This is a genomic window from Ignavibacteria bacterium (genome assembly GCA_013177855.1).
GTDB lineage: Bacteria > Bacteroidota > Ignavibacteria > Ch128b > Ch128b > Ch128b.
This window is the reverse complement of sequence record JABLYA010000002.1, coordinates 281,295-297,458: the sequence shown is the minus strand read 5'-3', so window position 1 is coordinate 297,458 and position 16,164 is coordinate 281,295. Positions and strand designations below refer to the sequence as shown.

The window sequence follows — 16,164 nt, the reverse complement described above, 5'->3', positions numbered from 1 at the left end:
TCATTTCACATTTTCATTGGAATTTTAATTAAGAATTTATCCACCAAAAACTTTATCTTTAAAAAAATAAAAAGACAGGTGAAATGAGAAGAATCTTAATCATAGCTTCAATTTATTTTTTTGCGGGAAATATTTTTGCTCAAATAGTTCCGCAAGTTAATATCCCCATTAATGTTTCAGACGGTTTAAGGTCAAAAACTCTCTACTTTGGATTAGATCCAACAGCTACTAATGGAATTGATACTCATCTGGATGAAATGGAACAACCGCCTCTTCCACCTTCGGGAATTTTTGATGCAAGGTTTGTCGGTTATGATATTAACATTCCTGAACTCGGTGAAGGTGTTTTGAAAGATTACAGACAGGGTTCAATAAATTATCAGGGGCAGCAAATTCATGAAGTAAGATATCAGGTTGGAAGTGGAACTACAATTACTATCAGTTGGAATCTGCCTTCTGGAATAACCGGATTACTTCAGGATTTTTTTGGCGGAGTAGTTGTAAATAAATCAATGAATGGAAAGGATAGTCTTGTAGTTTCCAATCCAGGTGTTTTAAACAAATTAAAAATGATCATTACTTATAATTTGACCGGCAATCTTCCTCCTTCACAGCCATATTTAATTTCACCTGCCAACGGATCAATTAATGTTGATTTAAGATTAACATTAAATTGGTCGCAGGTTAGCGGTGCAACTAATTATCATTTGCAGGTTGCTAAGGATTCGGTTTTTAATCTGATTGTCTTTAATGACTCAACAATCACAAACAATTCAAAAGAAGTACAACTTCAAAGTAAGACAAAATATTTCTGGAGAGTACGGGCAAAAAACAATGCAGGCTGGAGTGAGTTTTCGTCAGTGTGGAATTTTACAACGAAACAGAATCCACCATCGCCTCCAAACTTGAACTCACCGCCAAAAGGAGCAGTTGGGATTTCGATTCCTGTAGAGTTTAATTGGTTTTCTTCCCCTGAAGCTGAAAACTACACTTTATTTGTCAGCGAAGATTCGAATTTTATTAGTCTTGTAATTAATGAAACTTTAACTGATACATTTTTCATTGCATCTAATCTTGAGAATAACAAAAAATATTTCTGGAAAGTTGTTGCAAATAATCTTGCAGGCTCAAGTGATGATTCAGAAATATGGTATTTTACCACAATTACAACATCGATTGATGACAAAATATTTCAATCAAAAGAATTTGTTTTGCATCAGAATTTTCCAAATCCTTTTAACTCGGTTACAAAAATTTCTTATCAACTTCCCGTCGATTCATTTACAAAAATTATAATCTACAATTCTCTGGGTCAAAGCGTTTTTGAAAAAGATTTTGGATTTCAGAAAGCCGGGAATTACCAGTTTGAATTTGATTTCTCTCAACTGGGATTAAAGAATGTTCAGTCCTCAGGAATTTTTTTCTATCAACTTATTGCAAATCACAATTCAATTGTAAAAAAAATGATTTATTTAAAGTAGGAAGTTCGTATGAAAAAGTTTTATTTGTTTTTCATCTTCATTCTAATTTCTAATCTTTACGCACAAACCAAATCAACACCTGATTTTAGACTTGAGACAATAACGGGCGAGAAAATTTCACTTTATGAATTATTAAAGAAAGGGCCTGTTTATATTAATTTCTGGGCAATGTGGTGCGTGCCTTGCCGTACTGAATTAAAAGCCATTCAACAAATTTATGATGACTTCAGAGAAAAAGAATTTAATTTAATTACGATAAATATTGATTCCCCGAGAAGTACATCCAAAGTTAAGTCATTTATTGCCGGGCAGAAGTATACTTTCCCTGTTTTACTTGACCCGAATCAAGAAGTCTTTAAAAAATTAAATGGAAATAGTTTGCCTTATTCTCTGCTTATAGATAAAGATGGAAAAGTTGTCAAAGTCAGAAATAGTTACCTTCCTGGAGATGAAAAAGAAATTGTAAAAGATATTCAATCCCTTCTGAAATAATTAATCAATCGGGAGGTTTACATTGATTAAAAATATTTTTACACTGATGTTGTTTTTAATTTTTGTTCATTCAATCTACTCTCAAGATATATCCACTTCAGTTTCAAATTATCTTAAAGCTGGCAGCGGATTTGAATTCTTTGGAGAAAGGCAGGCTCGGATTAAGAAAAACTATTTTGAAAATTTTTCTGATGTGAGAATCTTCGTTCCAAAATTAACTGTGGGCTTCAGGCTTGAATATAGTAATCCTCCAGAATATGGATTTAATTTCATAGGCTTAAGAAAAAGATTTATTGAATTTGGAACTTCAGGTTTAAATCTTCGTGCTGGAGATTTTTATACACTTTTTGCGAGGGGCCTCTCAATAAATTTATTTGAAAATAGAAATTTAGCTTTTGATAATGGAATTGACGGATTGAAACTATCTTACGAAAATGATTTTCTCAAAGCTCAGATGATTGGTGGTGATTTAAATTATAATGAACCTTTGAGCATTTATCTTGGCAATTTGCGTTCTGAAAAATACAAAGTCCGCGCGGCTTCACTTGAAATTACTCCGATTAAAGATTTCTCGGTAGGCGCAAATTTCACCTGGTCGGAAGGTTATCTGCCATCTGTGATTTCAAGAATGGATACAATCGAAGTACACATTCCTGAATTTTTCTTTAAAACAAAATTGTGGGACTTTGATTTATTCGCATCTTATGCAATTAAAAGAACAAGTCTGAGTGGAAAAGATACTTCGAAAGGTTCTGGTTTCTATTCTTCACTTTCTTATTCAACAGAAGGTTTTGGAATTACATTTGAGTATAAAGATTATCGTTTTGATATTGTTGATCCGTCAAGAAGAACGGATATTTTCAGACCCACAAGGGCTTTGCCATTTCAAAATCCTCCAACTGTACATAAAGAACATATTTTTACATTGACGCAGAGATTACCTCATGTTGTTGATTTCAATGATGAAGTTGGTTTCCAGATCGATGCGTTTTTCTCTCCTTCAAGTTCAATTACATTTAATGCAAATATTGCTCTTTCATCAAGACATTACGATTATGAACTTGACCTTTCAACTTTTCAATTCGAAAGAAAAAAAGTTGGCAGTGATCTTTTCCCATCATTAAATAAACTTCGTTCGCCTTTCTGGGAAATTTATTTTGATGTTGAATACTATCTGCCCGATGAAATTGATTCATACATTCGACTGGGCTTTAATAGAAGGAGCGAAACAATTAATGAAAGAATGAATTTCACCAATCCAATTCAACCAACAAGAATAACTACAATTCCACTCGAAATTCAAAAAGTGTGGAACGTTTATCTAAGCACAAAATTCATCTCAGAATCTCAGTGGATATTTGAATTCCCTCAATCAGAAAAATTTTTCAATCAGTTTTTTTCAATTTCATTTAATTTCTTTTCAAAATATTCTCTTGGATTGAGATATGAATTAACAACGAATAAATTTGAGTTAGAGAATAGAAAGAATTGGCTAGTTTTTGAAGGAGGTTACAGGATTGGTTCAAATCATACTCTTATCATTAATTATGGAAAAGAAAGAGGAGGAACAGTTTGCTCTAATGGAATTTGTCGTCAGGTCCTTCCTTTCGATGGATTCAGATTATCATTAACAACTAACATTTGATGGAGATTGAAATGAAGAAATTTCTATTACTCTTAATTACGTTTCTCACTGTTTCCAATATCTTTGCGTTTGAAAGAACAGTATTGGCTGAAATATTTACGAGCACAACCTGTGGACCCTGTGCAGCACAAAATCCATATTTTGATAGCTGGTATAAAAATTATTCGAACAAAGATAGAGTCGCTGTTATAAAATATCATGTTTGGTGGCCCTCGCCAGGCAATGACCCATTCTATCTTGCAAACACAACTGAAAATGCGGGAAGAACTAATTACTACAGCACAAATTATGTCCCTCGTGGAATTATTAATGGAACATCTGATGGTTCTTCCAGTGCATCTACATGGATAATTCTTCTGCAAAATTCAATGATAACTTCAAGTCAGTTTGAGATTAAAATTCTTGGAAATGTTAATGCTGCAACCGGCGGAAACTTGACAATTCAAGTTACTTCAGATAATAATCCGATTCCTTCGGGTACGCTTGTTTTGCATGTTGCAGTAGTTGAATCGGATATAAATTATACAGGTCCAAATGGGGATCCAAAACATAACTTTGTTATGAGAAAAATGTACCCGAATCATAATGGCGAAGTTTTTACAATTAATCCAAATGAGACAAAAACTTTTTCAAGAGTATTCAGCTGGAATTCAAATTGGAATTTAGAAAATTCACATATTGTTGCTTTTATTCAGAATAGAGATACAAAAGAAGTTTATCAGGCTGCAATAAGAAGGGCAAACATCTTTGTTGCGACGCCTCAATTAATACATCCACCCAATAAATCATTAAATCAACCAGTTACAATCTCACTCAACTGGGCAAAAAAATAATCAGGCAATTCGATATGGATTGGAAGTGGCTACAGATAGTCTTTTTACAAATAAAATTTTCTCTGATTCAACTCTTGTTGATACTTTCAAAACTTTAGTTAAACTTTCAAGAGGAACAATTTATTATTGGCGTGTGAGAGCAATTGCAAGTTATGGTTCAAGTGATTGGTCTGAGGTGTGGAGTTTCAAAACTTTACCTTTGAATGTCCCTAATCAGGTTCAGCTTATGAATCCCCCAAATGATACTATAATTATTAATCCAGGAGTAATTACTTTTAGCTGGTTACATTCTGAACCTGATGTTGATGCTTATCGATTTGAATATGCAACCAACAATACTTTTAACAATCCTGTAATAGATACGATTTTATCAGACACAACGATATCAATTAATCTTACCTATATGATGTCTGAATATAACTATTGGCGGGTTACAGCAAGAAATGGTGTTGGTTGGAGTGAGCCGAGCCCAATTTGGAATTTGAGAATTTTAAGAACCTCTGTTGACATCGACTTAAACCCGGATAAGTTTTTCCTTTACCAGAATTATCCCAATCCTTTTAATCCATCTACAATAATTAAATTTAATTTACCTAAAGACGGATTTACTACACTTAAGATTTTTGATTTGTATGGTAAAGAAATCACAACTCTTATTAATGAAAACTTAAGTGCTGGAACTTATGAGCTTAAATTTTCAACCGAAGATTTGAATGATAAATCAATTTCATCTGGAGTTTATTTCTATCAGTTGAAAAGCGGCAATTATTCTGAGATTAGGAAGATGATTTTATTGAAGTAATCATAGCGGAAGATTTATTAAAAATATATAGTCAAATTTTTCAAACGGCTCAATTTTTTAAGCTCTGAGTATTTTTATGGGATTTTGTTTTTTTGAGTTAATCCAGATTTGAGATTAAAGCTTTAACAGCATTTTATTTAAGTTTCAACCAAACCTGAGTTATCTCATTTAGTTTCAAATCAGGAAGTTTTAGCCGAATTAAATTAATTCTATCACTACAAATTCTTAGATTTTTTTTACATCATACTTTAATTCTCACACGATCTTTTTGATTAAATCACTTACGATTGATAACTTTACACTTCAAATTTTTGAGTATGAGAAAAATATTTTTATTCATCTGTATTTCATTACTGATTCCATTATTAAATGTTAAAGGTCAGGAATTTTATATTTCCGGAGGAATGGGCTACAACATAGTGACGATGGAAAAACTAAATGATTATCTCCATTACAATTGGAATTTTAGAAATAGAAGAGATCAAACGCATTCGGCAATCGAATTTTATGGATTAATTGGAACTACGCTTTTGCCAAATGTTTCAGTTGAGACCTCTTTCGGTTACACTTTGAATTCTTTTACAAATAATTACGGACTTGGTGTTTACGAGTTTGAATATGTTTTTTACATCCCCGAATTAAACTTTTTGTATGATTTGAATTATGGTTACTATGGCTTTCAAGCTGGATTTGGAATTAGTTACATCTTAGGATCGGCAAATGAAACCCAGCCAATGACGATTCAAAAAATTACTGAAACAACAAAAGGATTTGCATTTAATCTTAAATCAACTTTTTATGCTTCACTAAGCTACACACTACAGGCAGAAGTCGGTATGAGCTATCGTCAAGCATTTATGAGCGATTTAATGTTTGATAATTTTATAATCACTCAACAACATAATGAACAGCTAAATTTATCTTTTAATTCATTTGGAATAAAATTAGGAATGAGGTATAGATTTTAATGGAAGATATAATTAAAGCAATTGTACTTGGTATTGTTCAGGGACTAACTGAATTTTTACCAATTAGCAGCACAGCTCACCTTAGAATCGTTCCATCACTTTTTGGATGGGATGATCCAGGAGCTGCATTTTCCGCTGTAATTCAGATTGGAACTATGCTTGCAGTGATAATTTATTTTTTGAAGGATTTAATAAGAATTTATAAGAAAGTAATTACCAATTTTTTTGAAAAAAAATTTATCACCGATATTGATTCAAAACTCGGCTGGTACATAATAATCGGAACTATACCAATTATAATCTTTGGATTAGCTCTTGAAAAATTAATTGAGAATGAATTTCGATCCCTTTATGTAATAAGTTTTTCGCTAATATTTTTCGCGATAATTCTGGCTCTGGCTGAGAAATTTTCGAAAAAAAATCTTGATATGAGTGAACTGACATTACCTAAAGCATTGATCGTTGGAATTGCTCAAGCGTTTGCATTAATTCCTGGTGCATCAAGATCAGGGGTTACCATTACTGGCGGATTATTTGCGGGACTTAATCGTGAAACAGCTGCAAGATTTTCTTTTTTATTAAGCGTGCCTGCAGTTTTGCTCAGTGGAGTGTACGAGTTTTATAAAATTCTTCCGGAATTAACACATCAAGGAATTGTGAGTCTTGTAATTGCAACAGCGTTTTCGTTCTTAAGTGGTATTCTTGCTATTGAACTTTTATTGAGATATTTGAGAACACATTCAACTTATGTTTTCATCTGGTATCGAATAATTTTAGGAATTTTACTATTAGTTTTAATTAGTAATAATTTCATTCAACCATAAGTGGAGGACAAATTATGAAGAACTTATTTCTGCTGACTTTAGCTATAATTTTTACTTCAAGTCAAATTTCGTTTTCTCAAAACTCAAAATCTGCAGTTAAGAAAGAAACAAAGACTCAACTTGTTGCAGTCTTTGAAACTAATATGGGAACATTTGAATGTGAACTTTTTGAAGATAAAGCCCCAAAGACAGTTGCAAACTTTGTCGGACTTGCAGAAAAAGGATATTATGACGGAGTAATTTTCCATCGTGTGATTGATAATTTTGTAATTCAGGGTGGAGATCCAACAGGAACTGGAAGAGGCGGAGAAAGCATTTATGGCCATCCTTTTGAAGATGAATTCCATCCAGATTTAAAACATGACAAGGCTGGAGTCCTTTCGATGGCAAATGCAGGTCCCAATACGAACGGAAGTCAATTCTTTATTACTCTTGCACCAACTCCATGGTTAGATAACAAACACTCAATCTTTGGTCAAGTTATAAAAGGTATGGATGTAGTTAGAAAAATTGGTAAAGTGGAAACAATTAAACCCGGTGATAGACCTGTGAAAGATGTTGTGATGAAGAAAGTAAGAATCGAGAGAAGAAAAATTAAAAAGTAATTCCTATGAAAGAAGAAACATTTTCTTCAAGATGGGCTTTACTTGTTTCTGTTTTAGGGATAGCTGTAGGCACAGGAAATATCTGGCGTTTTTCAAGAATCGTTGCACAAAATGGCGGCGGCTCGTTTTTAATCCCATGGATAATTTTTCTTTTAATCTGGTCTATACCTTTAATCATCCTTGAATTTACAATTGGTAAATATACTCGAAAAGGTCCTGTTGGCGCATTCGTTCAACTGGCTGGTGAAAAATATGCCTGGATGGGAGGTTTTGTTGTGTTGGTATCGACTGCTATTATGTTTTATTACTCAGTTGTGACAGGCTGGTGCATTAAATATCTCACCGCAATTTTTACTGATGGTCTTTTAATGGTTAATGATTATTCAGAATACTGGAATAATTTTAGCTCAAGTTATCAACCAGTTCTGTTTCATTTAATTGCAATTTCGATTTCAGGTCATGTTATTTATCGTGGCGTTAAAGGTGGGATTGAAAAAATTAGTAAAGTTTTAGTTCCTACACTTGTATTAATTCTTATCCTTTTGTTTTTAAGAGCAATTTTTCTTCCTGATGCTATTAGAGGAATTGAATATTTTTTTAAGCCCGATCTAAATCTTCTGTTGAATCATAAAGTTTGGATACAGGCTTTAACGCAAAATGCATGGGATACAGGAGCTGGGTGGGGTTTAATTCTGGTCTATGCTGCAGCTTATGCAAGAAAAAAAGAAGATACAACAATAAATGGCGCACTCATTGCTTTTGGAAATAATTCAATTTCTTTACTCGCTGGTATGACAATCTTTGCAACTGTTTTCGCATTGACTACTGGAGATGCATTAAAGGAAATTTCTGTTTCAGGTCCTGCAAATACTGGATTAACCTTTATTTCTTTGCCGAATCTTTTTAAGCATATGCCAGGTGGTTTCTTTGTCCAGAATATATTTACATTTCTATTTTTCCTTGCCCTAACTTTTGCAGCATTAACATCTTTAATTTCTCTTGTAGAGCTTGCAACAAAAACCCTCATTGATTTTGGAATGGAAAGAAAAAAAGCAATTGGAATTGTTTTAACACTTGCATTTATCTGTGGACTTCCTTCCAGCTTGAATTTAAAATTTTTGATCAATCAAGATTGGGTGTGGGGCGTTGCATTAATTTTGAGCGGAGGTTTTATTGCATTTGCTGTAATAAAATTTGGTGTTAATAAATTTAGAGAACAAATACTCAACGACACAGATAATGAAATTAAATTTGGAAGTTGGTTTAATTTTGTAATTATATTTTTGATTCCTTTGCAGGCAATTATTCTTCTATTCTGGTGGATTACCGCTTCGTTTAATTGGGAAGCGGAATGGTATAATCCTTTTAAGCCCGAATCAGCTGGAACAGCAATTTTTCAATGGCTCATTGTAATTTTAATTTTGCTCTTAGCTAATAAAAAAATTGCAGCAAAGGTGAAGTAAAATTATGGATTATAGATCAATCATTGTAATGATTCTTTCGATTACGATCGTTTGGGGTGGATTTATATTTCTTTTATTTAAGGCTCTAAGAAATAATAAAATGAAAAATGGCTGATCCGCAGGATATTAAATTATTATTTAATAAAATAAATAACGAAGATATACCTTCAAATGCTTTGATTTACGGGGAAGAGACTTTTTTCATTGATAAGGCAATCGAAAAACTTGAAGAATTTGCAAATAAAAAATCGTTGGAATTCACTAATATTTCTGCTAATGATTACAAGCTGAATGATTTAATTGATCTTGCAAATCAAAATACTTTGTTCAGTTCCGGTCGAATTCTACTGGTAAAAAATTTTGGAAGCTACATTAAATCCAGTCCCTCATCTGATGATGACGGAATAGAATTGAATACAAAATCCTCAAAATCAGCTGGTCCAACAAAACAATTACTCGAATATCTCAAAAATCCAAATCCAGCGACTTATCTTTATTTAACTCATTACGATAAAATTGATATGAGATTGAAATTTTATAAAGACTCTTCCAAGCTAATTCCATTCTTTCATGCTCGACGAGTTTATGAAAAAGAGATATTCGAATTTATTGAGCAGAAATTCCGGGAAAAGAAAATTCAAATTGACAATGAAACCATTAAATATATTTACCTGACAGTTGGAAATAACCTTTATGATTTAGAATCAGAATTAAATCGTTTATTCATTTCAATTGAAGGATTAAAAAAAGTTGATATCGAAGCCATTAAGAAATTTTTAATTCCAATTAGAAAATATTCAATCTTTGATTTACAAAATGCATTTCGGGATAAAGATTTAAGTCAGGCTTTGAGAATTGGATTGAATTTAATTCAAAACAATCAACCGCTCGTTTATATCATAAGTATGCTTCAAAAATACTTCTTCAGCCTTTTGACATTTAATGAAATCAAGAATCAATACAAAGTAGACGAGAAAGTGGCAGCTATTATTGGCTGTCATCCATTTTTTCTAAAGGATTATGAAGCTGCATCCAAACGGTATAAGTTTGAAGAACTTGAAAAAATTTTTGATATTTTGCTAAGAAAAGATATAGAATTAAAATCAATGAACATTAAAGATGATGTTCTTTACACAGCAATGATTTCAGAGATTGGACTGGCAATAAATAAGCTTTGACAGGAACCACTAATACATATCTAAGTTTAATGGATAAACTTGACAAAAAACAATTAGCCGAAAAAACTGACGAAGAATTAATTCTCGAATTTCAGAAGACTAATTCTATTGATATTTATAATGAATTAGTCAGAAGATATAAGGACCCATTAATGAACTTTATTTTTAAATTTGTCGGCTCTAAAGATCTAGCTGAAGATATTTTGCAGGAGACATTTTTCAGACTTTATCGGAATAAAGACTACTATACAACCGTAGCTAAATTCTCTACATGGATTTATACAATAGCAGCAAATCTGGCAAAAACAGAACTTCGTCGGAGGAACAGACGCGCAATCTTTTCAATTCACAGTGGAAATTCGAAAGAAGAAGGTGAAGAAATTAGTGAATATGAACTGCCAGATGAAAGATATCGTCCCGATCTTCAAACCGACAGCAATATAAAAAGTGAAATAATACAGAAAGCTTTGCTAAAAGTTAAACCGATTTATCGTGAGTTAATAATCTTACGAGATATTCAAGAACTTTCTTATGAAGAAATTGCTGAAATTACTGGATTAAAAATTGGAACAGTAAAATCACGGATTAATCGCGGGAGAGCCCGCTTACAAGAACTATTAAAAGACATATATTATGAATAAGCTATGGGAACAAATAATATCGAAAAATTGCTTACAGATTTAAAAAATTTACCAAAACAATGTGCCCCCGAAGGTTTTGAACAAAAACTTCTGGAACGAATTCATAAATACGAAAACAGTAAAACTTCGGGAGAATCAATTTTCAGGAGGTTCATAATTACTTACTATAATCCGATTTATGTGCCTGCTTTGACAATTATTTTAGTTGCTGTTCTTATTGTTAATACGGTAAGCAATAATCAAATTAAGATTAACTCTGTTGAGTCTTCAATTGAAAAAGCAATTCCTGTAATTCAGGAGACTAAACAAATCACAAAAACTGAACCTCAGAAAATTTCGGTTCCAAAAAAACGAGATTATGTCGTCAAACGGGATAAAATAAATTTAAATCTTGGACCAGGAATCAATCTCGATGAGAGGGATTACTCCTCTGAAAATGAAAATCCAAACTCACCAGCATTTGTAAATTTTCCATTCCCAGATGAACCAATCACTATTCGCATTCCGCCTCCTGAAGTTATCTTCAAAAATGAAATGGAAAGATTGAATAACTTCAATCACAATAAAGATTCAATTAGAATGATTAATTCGAGGAGAAAGTAGAGAAAGATATATACGAATTTTTTCTTAGATGTAAGTTTCTGCTCCTTATTTTTTAAGGAAAATTGATATATTGAGTTGAAAATTGAAGTTATTTAATGAAATCTAAGCAAAACATAATTATACTTGGCTCGACAGGTTCAATTGGGACTTCTGCTCTTGAAGTAATTGAAAAGAATTCAGACAAGTTTGCGGTTAAATATCTATCAACTAATACTCGAATTGATTTATTAATTGAGCAGGCTAAAAAATTCAATCCCCAAGGGATCATTGTTACCGATGATAATGCTTACAATCAATTAAAAGAATCTAATTTGCCATTCAAGGTTTATTCACGATCAGATCTTATAAAGATTATTGTTGAAGAAGACATTGATATAGTTATTGCTGCAATGGTTGGTTTTGCTGGGCTGGAATCAACAATAGAAGCTGCAAAGTCGGGCAAAAAAATCGCATTAGCGAATAAAGAAACTCTTGTTGTAGCAGGACACATCATAACCAGACTTGCTCAAGAATTTGGTTCGATTATTATTCCGATTGACTCTGAACATTCGGCAATTCTTCAATGTCTTATTGGAGAGAAAAAAGAACAAATAAAAAGGATAATACTCACCGCATCTGGCGGACCTTTCCTTAATCGAGATTTTGATGATTTTGAAAATATTACAATTGAAGAGGCACTTAATCATCCGAACTGGAAAATGGGAAATAAGATCACAATCGATTCAGCTACGATGATGAACAAAGGTCTTGAAGTGATAGAAGCTCACTGGTTATTTGGACTGCCGAAAGATAAAATAAAAGTTATCATTCATCCTCAATCAATTATTCATTCAATGGTCGAATTTATTGACGGCTCAATTAAAGCACAGATGGGTATTCCTGATATGAAACTTCCAATTCAGTATGCTTTGAGTTATCCCGAGAGATTTCCCATAAGTTATTCATCAATGGATTTTATGAAATATTCTCAATTGACTTTTCTTGAACCTGATTTTGAAAAATTTAAATGTCTGGCTCTTGCTTATAAAAGTCTGGAATTAGGTGGAAGTTATCCCGTTATTTTAAATGCTGCTAATGAAGTAGCTGTTCAGAAGTTTTTAAATAATGAAATTAAATTCACACAGATCCCTGAAATTATTGAAGATGCACTTGATAAGTTTGGTTCTACAAAAGAACTCGATCTTAATGAAATTTTTGAATTTGATGCAAAGGTGCGGTCTTATTATCAAAAATCAACCAAGGTGAATTATGGAATTTCTTAATTCTCTTCTTTATTTCGTTATCACAATCGCTATTCTTGTTTTTGTCCATGAGTTTGGCCACTTCATTGCAGCAAAACTTTCAGGAATGCGTGTTGATGCTTTTGCAATTGGTTTTGGTCAAAGATTATTTGGTTATAATAAAAAATTGGGTTTTAGTTTTGGCTCTCTTCCCAAAGATGTTGATCTTGAAGGCGATACTGATTATCGAGTATGTATTCTTCCACTTGGCGGTTATGTTAAAGTCGCTGGAATGATTGACGAAAGTTTGGATAAAGATTTCCTTCAACATGAACCAAAACCCTGGGAATTTAGATCTAAGTCAACAGGCAAGAAACTTTTCGTTCTATCAGCAGGTGTTTTAATGAATGTATTGCTTGCTTTGATGATATTTTGGGGAATTAATTTTGTAAAACCTTCGCAGCACCTTCTAACAACTACAATCGGATATGTTCCGCACAAAAGTGCACTTGAGCTTGCTGGATTTCAAACGGGTGATAAAATTCTTTTCATTGATGATAAACCAGTTAAATATTGGGATGAAATTTTGAATTTCATCTTTGTAAAAAAGATTGGTGAAGAAATTAATGTAAAAGTAGAAAGAAATGGAAAGGTTATAGATCTTCAAATTGAAAGCAAACTTCTTCAAATTGATAAAAAAACAGGATTATCATTTTTGCCAAGAGAAACAAAAGTGTTTGTTGCTGATGTAATTGCAAATTCTCGAGCCGAAGCAGCTGGCTTGAAAAAAAACGACACAATTCTTTATGTAAATAATCAAGAAATAATCTCATCCAGGCAGTTAATTGATATTATCAGTTCATCGCCTGAAAAACCTCTCGAGATGGTTATTAAAAGAGGTAATGATACCCTAAAAGTACAAGTCACCCCAACTAAAGATGGAAAAATTGGCATCCTTAGCGGAATAATTATTTATGCCCCAATAGAATTTGAACATTATGACTTTTTGCAGGCAGGTCTAAAAGCTTTTGAAAACATCGGTGAAAATATCATGCTCTTTTTCTCAATCATTGCTAAAGTCATCACTGGAAGAGTTGAGTTTTCAAATGCATTTGGTGGACCAATTAAAATTGCTCAGATGGCAGCACAAACTGCGGACATTAATTTATTGAGCTTTATTAATTTTATTGCCCTTCTAAGTCTTAGTCTTGCAATTATAAATATTCTTCCGTTTCCAGTTCTCGATGGTGGTCACATTATAATTGTTCTTCTTGAAGGAATACTAAGGCGAGAAATTTCTCCTAAAGTTAAAATTATAATTCAAAATATTGGGTTTATAATTTTGCTTTTATTTATGGCTTTTGTGATTTATTCTGATATTATGAATTTTAACAAGTGATTTGACTTCAAATTATTTTATCGAAAACTTACTTGATTTTTTAATTTCTGATTAAAATATTGTAATTAACAAAGAGAGGACAATCGACATACCCAAATTGCTACTATGTTCAATAAACTAAAGGAAGGTGAAAAAATGAAAAAGCTAATCTTCACTCTCGTTTTATTTGTCATTTCTTCTTCTGCCTTTTCCCAGGGTATGTCGGTTGGCAAATACTCTGGAGAATTTTTAGCAATTGGAGTTGGCGGGCGAGCTCTTGGAATGGGAAGCGCATTCACTGCTATTGCTAATGATGTATCGGCTGGTTATTGGAATCCTGCTGGTTTAACACGCCTCGATTATCCTCAAGCGATGATAATGCACGATGAAAGATTTGCAGGTTTGGTAAACTATAATTATGGTGCAGTAGCTCTTCCGTATAAATCAGATATGACGCTCGCTTTTAGTGTAATTAGACTTGGAGTTGATGGAATTCCGGATACTAGAAATGCTTTAGTTGATCTTAATGGAAATCTTAATCTTGATGATAATGAGATCCTGGACTATTCAAAGATTACAGAGTTTAATTACGCTGATTGGGCATTTCTTTTTTCATTTGCAAAAAAATATAATGATAAAATTTCTTACGGAGCTAACTTAAAAGTTATTAAGAGAGACATTGCTGAGTTTGGTGCCTGGGGAATTGGTTTCGATATTGGTGCAATTTACTCACCTTTTGATGATTTGTATCTCGGTGCAAATTTACAAGACATTACAACAACTATTGTCGCCTGGGATAACGGAACAACTCAATTAATTTCACCAACTTTGAAAATTGGAGCCGCTTATCAGTTAAATGTTTTGAAAGGCACTCTTACCCCCGCTTTCGATGCTGATATAAGATTTGAAAATAGAAGATTTGCTTCTATGCTTAATGTTGGTCCAGTTAGTTTTGATTTCCATTCTGGACTTGAATATACTTATGATAATCTTATTTCAGTTAGATTTGGTTACAATGATGTCAAGCAATTGACTTTAGGTGCGGGAATTGTGCTTCCAAAATTAAATATTGATTATTCGTTTGTTAAGTTTGATCGTCAGGGGGAACTTGGAAATACCCACAGAATTTCATTGATGTTAACTCTGCAAGAGCCCAAATATCAAAGATTGAACGATTGAAGAAATTATTTGCAATAATTGTAGTTGTAATCTCTGTCTCGGGATGTCTCCCATCATTAAGAATAAGTGAATCAGAATATCGGATATTCAAACTCACTAATGAGAGGGCAGAATCGCGAGACAGAGATTTTTTTGTTTTGGTACCTCCAAATTGGTTTCCAACGAAAGATAATAACTACAATGCAAATGAAATATGGCTTGTCAATGAAAACTACACATCGGTTATTGTAGTCAAAAAAATTAATTCACTATCAAAGCAAATTGTAAAAGCTCAAAACGAGCAATTAATTTCTCTTGCTCGTACCTCATTGACTCTACATAAAAGAAAAAATGAGAAATCCTTCAGACTAAATCTGACTCCAAAGCTTTTCAAGAATGGAAATTTAATCTATGCATCTTTTGAATATGGCTTTGGTGATCATCAAATTGCAAGAGTCGTTATCACCCAGGCAGATGATGATTATTTTGAAAGCATAGCTTACACAACCGGGAAAGGATCTGGTAAAATTTCGTTAATAGAACTTTACTCCGTTCAGGAGAGTGTCATTTCAAGTCTTAAAAAATTTTAGTTAATATCTATTTTTTAGTGAAATTAAATTATTCGCCGATCAAATCAATCCCTTCTAAAATAATTCGTGAAAATCGTTTTTATAATGATTGTGAATTAAAAACATATCATCTAAAAAATGAACTTTAAAATTCATAGAGCGGTGAATTCAATTGAAATGGTTACAAGATTTTGGATTGGTTGAGATTAAATTTAGTATGGTATTATTATTTTCAGGAATACAGAGGTTAAGGCTTAATTTAAAATAAAAAAGCTTTTTGGCGTGTACCAAAAAGCTCAAAAAA

General features: G+C 32.6%; 17 protein-coding genes. All 17 read left to right on the top strand.

The window, feature by feature from the left end:
- The first annotated feature begins 83 nt into the window (after nt 1-83).
- The 17 genes from HPY57_12460 to HPY57_12380 all read left to right on the top strand — a co-directional run bounded on the left by HPY57_12460 (nt 84) and on the right by HPY57_12380 (nt 15,881).
- A complete protein-coding gene (locus tag HPY57_12460; protein NPV12590.1) occupies nt 84-1,481 on the top strand; it encodes a T9SS type A sorting domain-containing protein in 1,398 nt (465 codons plus the stop codon).
- A 9-nt stretch (nt 1,482-1,490) separates the two neighbouring features.
- Nucleotides 1,491-1,973, top strand: a complete 483-nt coding sequence (locus tag HPY57_12455; protein ID NPV12589.1) for a TlpA family protein disulfide reductase — start codon at nt 1,491-1,493, stop codon at nt 1,971-1,973.
- 22 nt (nt 1,974-1,995) lie between these two features.
- Nucleotides 1,996-3,618, top strand: coding sequence for a hypothetical protein (locus HPY57_12450; GenBank protein ID NPV12588.1), 1,623 nt, complete (start codon nt 1,996-1,998; stop codon nt 3,616-3,618).
- Between the two features lie 11 nt (nt 3,619-3,629).
- Nucleotides 3,630-4,451 carry an Omp28-related outer membrane protein gene (locus HPY57_12445; protein ID NPV12587.1) on the top strand — a complete coding sequence of 274 codons (822 nt, stop codon included), beginning with the start codon at nt 3,630-3,632 and terminating at the stop codon, nt 4,449-4,451.
- Nucleotides 4,452-4,476: 25 nt separating this feature from the next.
- A complete protein-coding gene (locus tag HPY57_12440) occupies nt 4,477-5,253 on the top strand; it encodes a T9SS type A sorting domain-containing protein (GenBank protein NPV12586.1) in 777 nt (258 codons plus the stop codon).
- Nucleotides 5,254-5,570: 317 nt separating this feature from the next.
- Complete coding sequence (locus HPY57_12435; GenBank protein ID NPV12585.1) at nt 5,571-6,221, top strand: hypothetical protein; 651 nt, start codon at nt 5,571-5,573, stop codon at nt 6,219-6,221.
- Nucleotides 6,221-7,045: an undecaprenyl-diphosphate phosphatase gene (locus HPY57_12430; GenBank protein NPV12584.1), complete on the top strand. Its 825-nt coding sequence runs from the start codon at nt 6,221-6,223 to the stop codon at nt 7,043-7,045. Before HPY57_12435 ends, HPY57_12430 begins: the two co-directional genes overlap by 1 nt.
- A 14-nt stretch (nt 7,046-7,059) precedes the next feature.
- The gene (locus HPY57_12425) at nt 7,060-7,650 is read left to right on the top strand and encodes a peptidylprolyl isomerase (protein ID NPV12583.1); all 591 of its coding nucleotides are present in this window, start codon (nt 7,060-7,062) and stop codon (nt 7,648-7,650) included.
- 5 nt (nt 7,651-7,655) lie between these two features.
- Nucleotides 7,656-9,113, top strand: coding sequence for a sodium-dependent transporter (locus HPY57_12420; protein NPV12582.1), 1,458 nt, complete (start codon nt 7,656-7,658; stop codon nt 9,111-9,113).
- A gap of 4 nt (nt 9,114-9,117) precedes the next feature.
- The gene (locus HPY57_12415; protein ID NPV12581.1) at nt 9,118-9,228 is read left to right on the top strand and encodes a MetS family NSS transporter small subunit; all 111 of its coding nucleotides are present in this window, start codon (nt 9,118-9,120) and stop codon (nt 9,226-9,228) included.
- Nucleotides 9,221-10,291, top strand: a complete 1,071-nt coding sequence (holA, locus tag HPY57_12410; GenBank protein NPV12580.1) for a DNA polymerase III subunit delta — start codon at nt 9,221-9,223, stop codon at nt 10,289-10,291. Before HPY57_12415 ends, holA begins: the two co-directional genes overlap by 8 nt.
- A 29-nt stretch (nt 10,292-10,320) precedes the next feature.
- Nucleotides 10,321-10,932, top strand: a complete 612-nt coding sequence (locus HPY57_12405; protein NPV12579.1) for a sigma-70 family RNA polymerase sigma factor — start codon at nt 10,321-10,323, stop codon at nt 10,930-10,932.
- A 3-nt stretch (nt 10,933-10,935) separates the two neighbouring features.
- Nucleotides 10,936-11,535: a hypothetical protein gene (locus HPY57_12400; protein NPV12578.1), complete on the top strand. Its 600-nt coding sequence runs from the start codon at nt 10,936-10,938 to the stop codon at nt 11,533-11,535.
- 95 nt (nt 11,536-11,630) lie between these two features.
- Nucleotides 11,631-12,797 carry a 1-deoxy-D-xylulose-5-phosphate reductoisomerase gene (locus HPY57_12395; protein ID NPV12577.1) on the top strand — a complete coding sequence of 389 codons (1,167 nt, stop codon included), beginning with the start codon at nt 11,631-11,633 and terminating at the stop codon, nt 12,795-12,797.
- Complete coding sequence (gene rseP, locus HPY57_12390; GenBank protein NPV12576.1) at nt 12,784-14,154, top strand: RIP metalloprotease RseP; 1,371 nt, start codon at nt 12,784-12,786, stop codon at nt 14,152-14,154. Before HPY57_12395 ends, rseP begins: the two co-directional genes overlap by 14 nt.
- A gap of 135 nt (nt 14,155-14,289) precedes the next feature.
- Nucleotides 14,290-15,312 (top strand): PorV/PorQ family protein, encoded by a 1,023-nt coding sequence (locus HPY57_12385; protein ID NPV12575.1) that lies wholly within the window; start codon nt 14,290-14,292, stop codon nt 15,310-15,312.
- The gene (locus HPY57_12380; GenBank protein NPV12574.1) at nt 15,309-15,881 is read left to right on the top strand and encodes a hypothetical protein; all 573 of its coding nucleotides are present in this window, start codon (nt 15,309-15,311) and stop codon (nt 15,879-15,881) included. The genes HPY57_12385 and HPY57_12380 overlap by 4 nt, the downstream gene beginning before the upstream one ends.
- Nucleotides 15,882-16,164 lie beyond the last annotated feature (283 nt).

Excerpts from the sequence above, each read along its gene's own strand:
- HPY57_12460 (NPV12590.1), top strand. The coding sequence starts at position 84 with ATGAGAAGAATCTTAATCATAGCTTCAATTTATTTTTTTGCGGGAAAT.
- HPY57_12455 (NPV12589.1), top strand. The coding sequence starts at position 1,491 with ATGAAAAAGTTTTATTTGTTTTTCATCTTCATTCTAATTTCTAATCTT.
- HPY57_12445 (NPV12587.1), top strand. The coding sequence starts at position 3,630 with ATGAAGAAATTTCTATTACTCTTAATTACGTTTCTCACTGTTTCCAAT.
- HPY57_12435 (NPV12585.1), top strand. The coding sequence starts at position 5,571 with ATGAGAAAAATATTTTTATTCATCTGTATTTCATTACTGATTCCATTA.
- HPY57_12430 (NPV12584.1), top strand. The coding sequence starts at position 6,221 with ATGGAAGATATAATTAAAGCAATTGTACTTGGTATTGTTCAGGGACTA.
- HPY57_12425 (NPV12583.1), top strand. The coding sequence starts at position 7,060 with ATGAAGAACTTATTTCTGCTGACTTTAGCTATAATTTTTACTTCAAGT.
- HPY57_12420 (NPV12582.1), top strand. The coding sequence starts at position 7,656 with ATGAAAGAAGAAACATTTTCTTCAAGATGGGCTTTACTTGTTTCTGTT.
- HPY57_12415 (NPV12581.1), top strand. The coding sequence starts at position 9,118 with ATGGATTATAGATCAATCATTGTAATGATTCTTTCGATTACGATCGTT.
- holA (NPV12580.1), top strand. The coding sequence starts at position 9,221 with ATGGCTGATCCGCAGGATATTAAATTATTATTTAATAAAATAAATAAC.
- HPY57_12405 (NPV12579.1), top strand. The coding sequence starts at position 10,321 with ATGGATAAACTTGACAAAAAACAATTAGCCGAAAAAACTGACGAAGAA.
- HPY57_12400 (NPV12578.1), top strand. The coding sequence starts at position 10,936 with ATGGGAACAAATAATATCGAAAAATTGCTTACAGATTTAAAAAATTTA.
- HPY57_12395 (NPV12577.1), top strand. The coding sequence starts at position 11,631 with ATGAAATCTAAGCAAAACATAATTATACTTGGCTCGACAGGTTCAATT.
- rseP (NPV12576.1), top strand. The coding sequence starts at position 12,784 with ATGGAATTTCTTAATTCTCTTCTTTATTTCGTTATCACAATCGCTATT.
- HPY57_12385 (NPV12575.1), top strand. The coding sequence starts at position 14,290 with ATGAAAAAGCTAATCTTCACTCTCGTTTTATTTGTCATTTCTTCTTCT.